We start from the raw sequence: 10,742 nt of genomic DNA, 5'->3' as shown, positions 1-10,742 counted from the left end.
AATAAGCAAAATAAAACAGCTTTCAAGATAATGGGCTTGCATTATAAAAACTTTGATGAAATAAAGAAAGCCATTGCTTTACCCGAAATCAAAAAACATTTATCTGCAAAAGAGTATTTTCAGTTATTATTTACTGGCGTATTAGATGTATCAAAAGTTCAAAATAAGAAAAAATCAGAATTTAGCATAAATAAATTTTTAGGTATTTTTATAACTATTGCTTTGATAGTATTTATAATCGGTATGTTAATTAAATTTTTTACAAAGTTTATGAGTTAAAAATAGTAGTGATTTATATTTTTTGTCCGGTTCAATATAACTCTGATATAAAAGGCGAACCTCAAAGTGAAATTTGGGGAGGTACGATACTATTAAAACTATTACAATTCCCTGATGCCATACTGTCCTACTGGGCTACAAGTCAATACTTGAAAAAAGACGGTGAAATCGTATTCCGTAACAGTAGTGCTTCTTCACCTTTGAAAGTGAAATTCAGTAACGCCTACTGTTTAGAAATGCACCAAAATATCAATCAGGGAGTAGAGACCGTTTTAGTAATTTCTGCTGAAAGCCTTATAATTAACGGACAAACCTATGACAGCAAATGGACTAAGTAAAACTAATGCAGTATGAACCGACGAAAAATATATATCACTCCTGAACAGTATCAGTTTTACCTGCAAACAGGATTTCCCTACGAAGGATACGTGATAGGGTTAGGTTATGCCTATATTGAATACCAGCAAATTCCCTATCGAAGAGTACTCAACAAACAGCAAGTAAACCAACTATCACAAATGGGATTCTCTAAAATTTGTAAATTGCAAAAGTTAGATGCCTCTGACAAAGCCATTTTAGAGAGTTATGGGGAAAATATGCAGTATTTCAAATTAGAAAAACTTATTCAAGAACATAATGAGAAGTACTTAATAAACACAGGAAACGGCAAAATAGTTGAAGCTCCTAAAAATAGCAAAATACAAATCAAAATCAAAGATGGAGATGAATACGGCATCTTAATTCAGGATTTGACTACACTTAGTGAGCATCAAGTTATAGGAAAAACAAAAGACCTTATTCAATATGCAAACTTAGATAAAGAAGCTTCTTCTACGTTGAGTAAAATACAAATGGGCGTAGGGTTTGCTTCCGTTGGACAAGGAGTTTATGAAAACATCATACACCAACCGGAACGCTACATCCCTAAAAAAGGAGTAAATGCAGGTAAGCGAACCGATGTTTTTAAACGAACAGCTGATGGTAAACTAAGATACAAATTTAATATTAAAAAACCCGAGAATATTAAATTTGTAAGTAAAGCTGCAAAAGCTCATTATCAAAAAGGATTGAAGATAAAAGGAATAGGAAGAGTTTTAGGATGGGGAGGAATACTCTTAATTCCTATCCAATCTTATCATAGAGGATATGTGACAATAAAGGATGGAATAGATGTCGTTGTGGGGCTCATTGGTATATATTGTGGACCTATTGGATGGGGTATAGCAAGTACATACTTCTTTTTGGATGTTATAGGAGCTTTTGAGCCTGTAGAGTATATACAAACAAATCCGGAAGAGCGTTATAAGAATTTGTTAAAGCAAGAACGTGACAAAACATACGTAACTCCACGTTACAATGAATTTGATATGCATAGGCTACGAGAGCAAATGGAAGAAAATAATATCATCAAAAAATTAATAAAAGGTAATGACAAAAAAGAAGATTTTCCACAATTCAGACAAGGATACAAAGATAGATAGTATTGGCAAAGCCATACAATACTTTTATTACAGAATGTGCCAATATTATGAAAAAATAGAAACAGGACGTTTTGGAGGTTCTAAACGCATAGATGGATTAATTGGCGTTGGAGGATTTATAGCCATTCACTGGGCAACTATTATATTTTTATCAAAAAACACATTTTTAGAAAAATATATTAATAAAATTTTAAGTATACCAATATATACTTGGGCAGGAAAAATCTTCTACTTAGTAGTATTTTCAACTATCATATTGGGATTTTTGTACTTTTTAGTAGGTAAAAAATATCACGAAATATATAATAGATATAATCAAGAAACAATTACACAACGTAAAAAACGAGGTTGGATAATAATTTTATATTTATTTATAACCTTTTCTTTATTTGGTTATTCTATCTATAGGTTCAATCAAAATGCAACCAAAAGTATTTTTATAAATGAGAATCCAATAAAAATGAATGAATTGATAAAAGAATTGAAAGAAAATAAAAAATAATCATTTTTCAGGGAAATCATTTTTTGATTATGCAATGTATGATTTATCTAAATCACCTAATTTACCAAATAGAATAGAGTCTCCCATTCAACAAATGCAACGTGATAAAACATATGTAACACCACGTTACAATGAATTTGATATGCATAGACTACGAGAGCAAATGGAAGAAACTAATATCATTAAAAAATTAATAAAAGGCAATGACAAAAAAGAAGATTTTCCTCAATTCAGACAAGGATACAAAGATAGATAGTATTGGCAAAGCTATACAATACTTGTATTATAGGTTTAGCGAATTTTATAAAAAGACAGAAGGAGAAGTATCCATATATAACTTTAAAAGCTTTTGTTTGATTTCAATGTGCTTTACATTTCACTATGCTACAGTATTATTTATTTTACAAATAACTTACATAGGTAAATATATTGATTCTTTTATGTCATATTTCTATAATCCAAATAATTATCTTAGTTATGGAAAGTATATTTTAGCAATAGGAAGTGGAATAATTTTATATGGATTTGTATATTTTATAATAGGAAGGAAACCTTATCAGGAAATATATAATACTTACAATAAAGAACCTTACTCTCAACGTGTAAAACGAGGGCGTTTAATAGTGCTTTATATGATTTCAACCGCTATCTTATTTGCTTTTTCTATTTATGTAATGGAGCAAAATCGTTCGGAAGAATGGAAAAAAGAACATAGAAAAGAGATAGAAATACCTAAAATACAATTTAAACTACCTAAGAAAAAAGATACAATAAGATAAAACATATTTAGTATCAACTATCACAAATGGGATTTTTAAAATTGTAAATTGCAAAAATTAGATACCTCTGACAAAGCCATTTTAGAGAGTTATGGGGAAAATTTATTAGAACACTTAATCAAGGAAGAAAATGGAATATTGAAAGTTACTATGGGTGATGGTACCGTTATGGAAGCATCTAAACAAAGTGAAATATCATTAAAAATAGATGATTATAACCAGTATACCATTAGCATAAGAGACCAAAAAGGAGCTACATTCAGGCAAGTAACCGGAAGTACAAAAGCCCTTACCAATACATTAGACCTTGCAAAAACGTATAGCTTTCTATTAAACTCAATATCCTCAGGATTATCAACTTATCAGAAGTTTTTATTTGATAATAAAAGATATAGACCAACTAAGGGTATTAACAAAGGAAAGCCCACTGATTTATATGCAAGAACTAAAAAGGGTGATATCCGTACAAAAGGAGGAAAACCTCGTTTTCGCTCCAGTAATGCTGAGTGGCATTCATTTAAAGGGAAAGCTTTAAAGAATACTGGAAAAATATTGACAGGTATTGGAGCATCTTTTATTGTATATGATATAATACAAAATGGTTTAACTGTAAAGAATGCTATTGACGCAACTGTTTTTACGTTATGTATTTTTTCCCTGGAGCTGGTTGGTTAATGGCAGGAAGTTATTTTGTGTTAGATGCCTCTGGAATAGTAAGCTGGATGATAGAACAAACAGGCTTATCTCCAAATCAGCAAATTCTTTCAAAAGAAACTATTAAAAGTATCTTCAATAAAAGAAAAGAAGAAAAAGAAATTTTTCCTTACAAAGAGTTTACTCCTGTAAGAGACAGAATACCTTCTAATGATGATAAAATTAAAAAATTAATGTATGAAATCAATAAAAAAGAACAATTCCCAAGATTACCATATCGTGAAGATTAAAAATTTCAGAGAAGTAGTGCAATATGTATATTATCGATTTGTTGAATATTATAAAAGAAAAGAAGGATGGGATTCTCCATATAAGTTTAGTGGATTTTGTTTATTTGCTTTCTTATTTATTTTCAATATTTTTTCTATAATAACTTTTTTATATATTACAATCTTAGAAAAGTATTTGTATAGATTCTTAGAACTTCCTTATAAAATTGCTGATTATAAATTTGGAATTAAGCTTTTATATGGAGGGGGAATAGCTATCATTTCATCAATTATTCTTTACTTATTACTTGGAAAAACATCTTATGAAGAGATATACAATAAGTTCCAAAAGGAAACTCCCAAGCAACGTAAGAAAAGAAAGTGGTTCATAATTGCTTATATGATATTAACAGCTATAATTTTTCTTGTCCTTGCTACCATTAAAAATTGGGATTCATAATATAAAAACACTTACATAAGTAGAAATTAAATTTTTTTATTAAAGTGAATTTACTCTAAATTAAAATATTTAACTCAATATCCTATCTTAAAAGTATTTCAAATTAGAAAAACTTATTCAAGAACATAATGAGAAATACTTAATAAACACAGGAAATGGCAAAGTAGTTGAAGCTCCTAAAAATAGCAAAATACAAATCAAAATCAAAGATGGAGATGAATACGGCATATTAATTCAGGATTTGACTACACTTAGTGAGCATCAGGTGATAGGAAAAACAAAAGACCTTATTCAATATGCAAACTTAGATAAAGAAGCTTCTTCTACGTTGAGTAAAATACAAATGGGCGTGGGGTTTGCTTCCGTTGGACAAGGAGTTTATGAAAACATCATACACCAACCGGAACGTTACATCCCTAAAAAAGAAGTAAATGCAGGTAAGCGAACCGATGTTTTTAAACGAAATAAAAAAAAACCGCAGGTAGATGATTTACATCCTGCGGTTTTTCTTTAAATCCTATTTTTACTTGTCTTGTTGATACTCACTTTCCCAATTGGTGCCATCGTCTCCCTTAGTACCATCTAACTTAATAACAAAGCTTTTTGATGGAAAATAAGGAGATATATGAATATCAAGATAAATTCTATCTTTCTGTACAGGATCTCTTTCTATACGAAGAATTTTAAAACTTTCTATCAAACGCCCCGGCCCTTGAATACCATCTAAAAATTTAACTATCTGGCTTCTCAAATCTTGTTCGGTTCGTACGTTCCAATTTTCAAAAGAACGACGATTTAAAAAATCAAACAAAACCTTCGTAATATAATCAAATACTCGTACCACAGAATAAGTCTGTAAACCTAAGTTATCTCCATTGAATAGCGTTTTTGCCGAAAAAGCCATCACCTTTCCATATTCGTTAACCATAGGCACCAAGCCCATAGCTTCCAACTGAGAAATTTCGCTTTTCTTCAAAGGGAATACTACCGCATCCACCTCGTTAAGACCTCCAAATTTTTTCCCTGCCGTTACTTGCGACATCAATGTTTTATAAACCTTTCCTGCTAATGCCGAAGAAGGTGATACGTGCAAATCATCCTCCTCGCCGATTTCTTTGTAAGCTCCCCTACCAATAAGCCAATTACAACTCATCACAGTGTTACTCTTAAAAGTATCACCACCAGCTAAATTAGAAGAGAAGAACATATCCACAACATCATCCGGTTTATCCAAATCGGCAAAGTCGGTAAAAAGCATCACCTTATTGTTATGAGCTATTTTTGCCCATTTTTCTACCACTTTATTGGAGCCTAAAAAACCGGGAATTACCAATAAAGAATAGTTCTCTCGTAAATCCAAACGGTCATAGTTCTGGTTAATTTCATCTGCAATAAAATCAATGAATCTTGAATTATCAAGGTCTGAAAGTTGTTCTGGAGAAGCATTAACAATTGTTATATTTGATAGTTTATCCAACTCCGTATTTTTATAAAACAATTGTACTGCACGATATGATTTTTCCAAATCCCGAACAGCTTCAACTGCAACAAGCTGATTTTTAGAAAGCAAACTTGCCGTGGCATTAGCTTCATTTTGGCTCTTATCTACCATCTCCGAAATAGATTCATTATTGGTTAAAAGATCCAACCACAAATCTATCTTTTCTGCTAATTCATCACGCTCATTCTGTTTCTGTTCTTCTACCAAAAACATTTTCTTACGTGCTTTTCGCTCCGGATTTAAATTTTGAATGCCCTCAATTGTTGCCTCTAAAAAACTAAATCCTCCCAAACGAGAAAGCCCTAACAAGGCATCATCCAAAACCGTTTGAGAAAACTGTTCCGATACTCGTTCACCAACATTGGGAGATATATTCCGGTTACTCTGTTGTTCTGTCATATATAATAAAAATTTTTATCTTAAGCCTCTCTGAGCTCATTTCTTAATTGAGTCAATGCCTGAATAAAAGCCTTTTTGGTTTCCTCATTTTCTAAAGCTCGCTGGAGAATTTTATTAGTTCGAAGTTGTTTTACCAACTTGGTATAGAAATCACGTTGTATTTCCAATTTTTTCAAAAACTGGCTTTGTGAAGTAAGGCTCTTTATTTGAAAATCTCCGGTGTTTTGAAAAGAAAAGTTCTCCTGAACAGGTTCTCCTTCTGCAGTTTCAAATTCAATATCTACGTTTGGTTGAAAAGTAGCAAAAACCTCCTCTATAGAAGTTAATCCCTCTACAGCTTCAGGCGTAATAGGGTCTTCTGAAGTTAACTTCTCGACCAAAAGTGTACGGTTCTCAGGAATGTTACCAATAGCTTCCGAAGCTTCTGTCTTTACTTCATTCCCGCCTATTCCATAATTTAAAATACCCATATTTTTTATATTTTACTCAAAACATAAAGTGCTTGTCTTTTATAACAAGCACTTAGTTCTCTACAGTTTTGTTAACTCTTTGGCCAATTTTCTTGATGCTCTGCTCCTCCTATCTTAATAGTTTGAGCTGAAATTGTAATTTGAAGAGACATAGGGCTAGAACCAACCACGTCAATTCCTTCTTCAAATTCAATAATGTAGGCATTTTCAAATGAAAGCTCTTTCATTTTTGCCTCTTCATCTCCTTTCTTGAAAATAATGCTTCCCGAAAAAGGTTTGAACTGATTTACCATATGCTCTAAGATGGTTGTGTCTGATGTGGATTCTACACGAACTGTAATACGTCCACCATAAATGTTAGATGCTGGTCTCCCTTTTGAGTCAACATCTCTACGAAGTGAATACTTGCAATCAAGTACATCGTACTCTTTTCCTCCTAAATTAAGTGTTGAGCTGAATGCCATAAATTTAATTGTTTTAATTTAACATTACTTTTTTTGATTATGATTCAAAAAGAAAACTCTTTAAAACAGCATAATCGAGTGCAATTTAAATTATTATTTTCATCTACGCAAGAAAAAAACAATTTTTAATAAAAAATATAATTTAACCGATTTTAACAATCTGAGTGAAAAACCGAACAATTAATCAATTACATCATAATCCATACAATATAAACCACTCAAAATCAAATAAAATATCACTTTTTTATTTCCACAAACTTAAATACATTCCTCTTTTGTGTTGGATAATAATATACATACTAAGGACTATCCACTGGGTCGTGCCATTGGGATACTCCAAACACCCTCTTCATTTGTTCTACCCAAGCAAAGGGCTCAAAATACCAAAATGTATCGGTTTTAAAACTCAACTTATCCCAAAAATCATACAATGTATCATATTTAGCTTTGCTTTTGTGTCAATAAACTGAAACAATAAATTTTCACTTCAAATTTAGCATAAAATTTTTTATCCTATTTTTCTCTTCTTCAGAAATCCTTTCACGATACTGGTCTTCTTCAATCTGTGAGAGTAAAAATTTTTTTCTACCACTTAAGGCATAAACCATGGGTATATTATTTTCCTCAAATAATCTATATTTAATTTCTTCAAAGGAAATCCCTTCCAATTTATCATAATCATTATAACTATACGTATATATTCCATAGTATTTGAAAGGATTGTTCTTTGAAAATCCCACTATCTTAAAAGAAGGAAATTCTTCTGAATAGGTAGGATACATTAAAAAATACTGTTTTTCTCCTTTTATTATTTGTATATCCTTTACATCTGTAAGTAAATTCTCTACATTTTCATATAGCATTGCGTATAATTCAAAAGAAAAAATATCTTCTTTGTATAAAAATTTTCGTTCTGATTCTATGAAAGAAACAAGATAAAAAGGAAAATCCACAGAATTAAACTTTAAAAGTGTTATGTTCCCATCTGTTTTTTGAGTGATAGTATCTCTTACAACATTATCTATACTTGTTCCTGCAATAGTATTAGAAGTTCTTTTTTTTATTAAATTACTTGTCTCCTTTATAATTCCATTTTGAACAGTATCTTTTTTTCCTACATTTTCATTGTTCTGTATATTATTGTTACCTGTACAACCAAGTAACATTAAAATTATAGTAACTATTCCTATTTTCATCATTTGATAAATCCTTTAATATTTGCAAATTTTAGTTTTTCCTGTCCGTATATTTCTTTTAGTTGACCTCTATTTTTCTCATCTAATTGTTTTTCCTTTTCTTCTTCAGATTGTTCTTTAAATCCTTTATATTTTACAAAAAAAGCAGGATTTATCCTATATTTTGTTCCAACTTTCATTTTATATTGACATAGGATTTCAAAATGAAGATGAGGGGCACAAGTACCTGCTTCAACCCCTGAACGTCCAGTAGTACCTAAAACATCACCACATTTTACTTCTTCTCCAAAATTAAATTCTTTGACTGAATCTAAATGAGCATAAAACAGGAAAATATCTCCTTCTTCACTCCAAGAAACACCTTTTTCCATCTCACCTGATTTTTCATATTGGAGTTTATAATTTTGTTTATGGCAGAGGAAAGATTGGACATCCTTTACCTTAAGTGTTAATGTATTTCTGTAACCTCCGTGCCATCTTCTATTATATACGATAGCATCTACACAAGCATAAATTGGTGTGCCTGTTGTTGCAAACAAATCTAATCCTAAATGTTTTGAACCATTTCTTGTTTTTCCAAAAAGCCCCCAATGTTTTCCAAATTTACCTCCACCTCCTCTTTGCATATATAGGGTACATATCGGATTATCTACTGGGTCGTGCCATTGGGATACTCCAAACACCCTCTTCATTTGCTCTACCCACGCAAAAGGCTCAAAGTACCAAAATGTATCTGTTTTAAAATTCAACTTGTCCCAAAAATCATATAATGCATTGTGTTTAGCTTTTATTTCATCGAGGCGTTCTTGTATTTTATCATCTTCTGCATCAGGGTAATGATACTTAAAAAACTTTTTGGCGTCTTCTTCTATTTTTGCCCATTTGTATGACCATTCGCTTTGGTGTTTGCATACCATCCGAGAAAAAATATGACTCAGTTTGGGTTTGTTGTAACAGGCTTGTAACTCTTTGTTTTGGATTTTACCATTTATATATTTAATTCTTATCTAGTCTTTCACGAACATATTTAAGGACTTTTTTTTCTTTTTTTGATAATTTCATATATACTATATAATTGAAATATGCCTCTTTTGCTTTTGAGTAATCTCCTTTTTCCCAATATAAATCACCTAAATTTAAGTATCCAATAGGATTTGTCTGCTCTTGTTTTATAACTGATAAAGACATTTCAAAAGCCTCATCTCCCCAACATTCTTTGTAGGGTTCCCAAAATTCTACCATATTATTAACTTCCAAACTATCAACAAAAATTTTATCATCTATTATCCAATATCCTTTTTTTATATTTATGGGTAAAAATTTATATTGCTCATTTGTTGAATTTATAAAGAAGATTGTATCTTTTCTCTTATCTACTTTTGAGTAATACATTTTAGTGGCCTCTTGTCCCATATCTTCATAAATAAAATCTTTTGTAATCTTAATTGTATTTATAGATGCATCACAAGGATGATATAATATATCTATAGAATCAGTTTGAGTGATTTTGTAAAATATTCTATTATAAAGAGTATCTATGTTGATTGATTGGAGTTCTTCTACACTTTTTAATATATCACTATATTCTTTATTTGTAGTGATTTGTTGCTGAGATTTATTTCTATTTTGGTTACAACTAATCATCCCAAAAAAAGAAATTAACAAAAAAGAAATTAACTTGCTCATACTTATAAATTTTTTCTAACTTGTGTTAATGTATATTTTTTTGTCGATTGTGGAACATTCCCGATCAAATTATAATCTTTTTGGAGATATAATTTATTATTAGAATTTACTCCTTTTAATTCTTTATTCTTTTCATTAGTTCCTACTTCAAAAAAACGATAATAAATTCCTTTATCATCTCTTTTCCTTCCAGTTATAACTATAAAATGTTCGGTTGTAAAATCTTTATTATAATCTTTATTCTCACTTTCTCTATCTACTCCTATAAGTATAGGATGACCTTTCTCTAATTCAGAATCAATATAATTGATAGCTTCTTCCCCATCCCCTGTATTCTCCAATTTTCCATTAGAAGTTTGTATAACAACCTGAATAACATTAGAATACTTTGAAGTACCATTATTGTATTTTTCTTCTAAAACTCTGCCAAGACCGCCACAGCTAACTCCATAATTATTTAGAATTAGACAACAAGTTCTGTAACAGGCAACATTAGAACGTGGTTGTGTAAATTGAGAAATCCATTTATCGGGGTCTGATAAATCAATTTCTAATGGAAACACCCTCTTCATTTGCTCTACCCAAGCAAAGGGCTCAAAATA

Annotated in this window: 18 protein-coding genes; 10 read left to right on the top strand and 8 right to left on the bottom strand. The window is 30.7% G+C overall.

All coding sequences use genetic code 11. From position 1 onward, the window contains the following. The 10 genes from GN105_RS12880 to GN105_RS12440 all read left to right on the top strand — a co-directional run. A partial coding sequence (locus GN105_RS12880) for a hypothetical protein (RefSeq protein ID WP_173015012.1) occupies nucleotides 1–279 on the top strand: 279 nt, incomplete at its 5' end. Between the two features lie 8 nt (nucleotides 280–287). After that, entirely contained in the window at nucleotides 288–617 is a 330-nt protein-coding gene (tssD, locus tag GN105_RS12475) for a type VI secretion system tube protein TssD (RefSeq protein WP_155285718.1), read from the top strand. 12 nt (nucleotides 618–629) lie between these two features. Continuing rightward, nucleotides 630–1,760, top strand: a complete 1,131-nt coding sequence (locus tag GN105_RS12470) for a hypothetical protein (RefSeq protein ID WP_155285717.1) — start codon at nucleotides 630–632, stop codon at nucleotides 1,758–1,760. Further along, nucleotides 1,708–2,262 (top strand): hypothetical protein, encoded by a 555-nt coding sequence (locus tag GN105_RS12465; RefSeq protein ID WP_155285716.1) that lies wholly within the window; start codon nucleotides 1,708–1,710, stop codon nucleotides 2,260–2,262. Before GN105_RS12470 ends, GN105_RS12465 begins: the two co-directional genes overlap by 53 nt. A gap of 94 nt (nucleotides 2,263–2,356) precedes the next feature. Beyond that, on the top strand, nucleotides 2,357–2,518 hold the full coding sequence (locus tag GN105_RS12875) for a hypothetical protein (protein WP_173015011.1): 162 nt from the start codon (nucleotides 2,357–2,359) through the stop codon (nucleotides 2,516–2,518). Then, entirely contained in the window at nucleotides 2,466–3,041 is a 576-nt protein-coding gene (locus GN105_RS12460) for a hypothetical protein (RefSeq protein WP_155285715.1), read from the top strand. Before GN105_RS12875 ends, GN105_RS12460 begins: the two co-directional genes overlap by 53 nt. Before the next feature lie 48 nt (nucleotides 3,042–3,089). Further along, entirely contained in the window at nucleotides 3,090–3,716 is a 627-nt protein-coding gene (locus GN105_RS12455; protein ID WP_155285714.1) for a hypothetical protein, read from the top strand. Continuing rightward, on the top strand, nucleotides 3,686–3,985 hold the full coding sequence (locus GN105_RS12450; protein WP_155285713.1) for a hypothetical protein: 300 nt from the start codon (nucleotides 3,686–3,688) through the stop codon (nucleotides 3,983–3,985). The genes GN105_RS12455 and GN105_RS12450 overlap by 31 nt, the downstream gene beginning before the upstream one ends. Beyond that, complete coding sequence (locus GN105_RS12445; protein ID WP_155285712.1) at nucleotides 3,933–4,424, top strand: hypothetical protein; 492 nt, start codon at nucleotides 3,933–3,935, stop codon at nucleotides 4,422–4,424. Before GN105_RS12450 ends, GN105_RS12445 begins: the two co-directional genes overlap by 53 nt. Before the next feature lie 241 nt (nucleotides 4,425–4,665). Continuing rightward, nucleotides 4,666–4,938: a hypothetical protein gene (locus tag GN105_RS12440; RefSeq protein WP_155285711.1), complete on the top strand. Its 273-nt coding sequence runs from the start codon at nucleotides 4,666–4,668 to the stop codon at nucleotides 4,936–4,938. A gap of 9 nt (nucleotides 4,939–4,947) precedes the next feature. Here GN105_RS12440 and GN105_RS12435 read toward each other — a convergent pair whose 3' ends face one another. The 8 genes from GN105_RS12435 to GN105_RS12870 all read right to left on the bottom strand — a co-directional run. Continuing rightward, nucleotides 4,948–6,324 (bottom strand): DUF5458 family protein, encoded by a 1,377-nt coding sequence (locus GN105_RS12435; protein WP_155285710.1) that lies wholly within the window; start codon nucleotides 6,322–6,324, stop codon nucleotides 4,948–4,950. Nucleotides 6,325–6,344: 20 nt separating this feature from the next. After that, nucleotides 6,345–6,794, bottom strand: coding sequence for a hypothetical protein (locus tag GN105_RS12430; protein WP_155285709.1), 450 nt, complete (start codon nucleotides 6,792–6,794; stop codon nucleotides 6,345–6,347). A 71-nt stretch (nucleotides 6,795–6,865) separates the two neighbouring features. Beyond that, entirely contained in the window at nucleotides 6,866–7,258 is a 393-nt protein-coding gene (gene tssD, locus GN105_RS12425) for a type VI secretion system tube protein TssD (RefSeq protein WP_155285708.1), read from the bottom strand. A gap of 299 nt (nucleotides 7,259–7,557) precedes the next feature. Further along, entirely contained in the window at nucleotides 7,558–7,689 is a 132-nt protein-coding gene (locus tag GN105_RS13105) for a hypothetical protein (RefSeq protein ID WP_262884857.1), read from the bottom strand. 51 nt (nucleotides 7,690–7,740) lie between these two features. Next, nucleotides 7,741–8,457, bottom strand: a complete 717-nt coding sequence (locus tag GN105_RS12420) for a hypothetical protein (protein WP_155285707.1) — start codon at nucleotides 8,455–8,457, stop codon at nucleotides 7,741–7,743. Further along, on the bottom strand, nucleotides 8,454–9,371 hold the full coding sequence (locus tag GN105_RS12415) for a M23 family metallopeptidase (RefSeq protein WP_155285706.1): 918 nt from the start codon (nucleotides 9,369–9,371) through the stop codon (nucleotides 8,454–8,456). Before GN105_RS12415 ends, GN105_RS12420 begins: the two co-directional genes overlap by 4 nt. A gap of 79 nt (nucleotides 9,372–9,450) precedes the next feature. Beyond that, nucleotides 9,451–10,140 carry a hypothetical protein gene (locus GN105_RS12410; protein ID WP_155285705.1) on the bottom strand — a complete coding sequence of 230 codons (690 nt, stop codon included), beginning with the start codon at nucleotides 10,138–10,140 and terminating at the stop codon, nucleotides 9,451–9,453. A 2-nt stretch (nucleotides 10,141–10,142) separates the two neighbouring features. After that, nucleotides 10,143–10,742 (bottom strand): hypothetical protein (locus tag GN105_RS12870; RefSeq protein ID WP_227978813.1); only part of this gene is annotated, 600 nt, incomplete at its 5' end.

The sequence above is a fragment of the Capnocytophaga felis genome (genome assembly GCF_009684755.1).
Lineage (GTDB): Bacteria > Bacteroidota > Bacteroidia > Flavobacteriales > Flavobacteriaceae > Capnocytophaga > Capnocytophaga felis.
Note: the sequence above shows the minus strand (reverse complement) of the source record. Positions and strands in the feature narration are given on the sequence as shown.

What these genes read in the sequence shown, in the direction of transcription:
- GN105_RS12470 (WP_155285717.1), top strand. Translation starts at nt 630, where the DNA reads ATGAACCGACGAAAAATATATATCACTCCTGAACAGTATCAGTTTTAC.
- GN105_RS12465 (WP_155285716.1), top strand. Translation starts at nt 1,708, where the DNA reads ATGACAAAAAAGAAGATTTTCCACAATTCAGACAAGGATACAAAGATA.
- GN105_RS12875 (WP_173015011.1), top strand. Translation starts at nt 2,357, where the DNA reads ATGCAACGTGATAAAACATATGTAACACCACGTTACAATGAATTTGAT.
- GN105_RS12460 (WP_155285715.1), top strand. Translation starts at nt 2,466, where the DNA reads ATGACAAAAAAGAAGATTTTCCTCAATTCAGACAAGGATACAAAGATA.
- GN105_RS12450 (WP_155285713.1), top strand. Translation starts at nt 3,686, where the DNA reads ATGTATTTTTTCCCTGGAGCTGGTTGGTTAATGGCAGGAAGTTATTTT.
- GN105_RS12445 (WP_155285712.1), top strand. Translation starts at nt 3,933, where the DNA reads ATGAAATCAATAAAAAAGAACAATTCCCAAGATTACCATATCGTGAAG.
- GN105_RS12435 (WP_155285710.1), bottom strand. Translation starts at nt 6,324, where the DNA reads ATGACAGAACAACAGAGTAACCGGAATATATCTCCCAATGTTGGTGAA.
- GN105_RS12430 (WP_155285709.1), bottom strand. Translation starts at nt 6,794, where the DNA reads ATGGGTATTTTAAATTATGGAATAGGCGGGAATGAAGTAAAGACAGAA.
- tssD (WP_155285708.1), bottom strand. Translation starts at nt 7,258, where the DNA reads ATGGCATTCAGCTCAACACTTAATTTAGGAGGAAAAGAGTACGATGTA.
- GN105_RS12420 (WP_155285707.1), bottom strand. Translation starts at nt 8,457, where the DNA reads ATGATGAAAATAGGAATAGTTACTATAATTTTAATGTTACTTGGTTGT.
- GN105_RS12415 (WP_155285706.1), bottom strand. Translation starts at nt 9,371, where the DNA reads ATGGTATGCAAACACCAAAGCGAATGGTCATACAAATGGGCAAAAATA.
- GN105_RS12410 (WP_155285705.1), bottom strand. Translation starts at nt 10,140, where the DNA reads ATGAGCAAGTTAATTTCTTTTTTGTTAATTTCTTTTTTTGGGATGATT.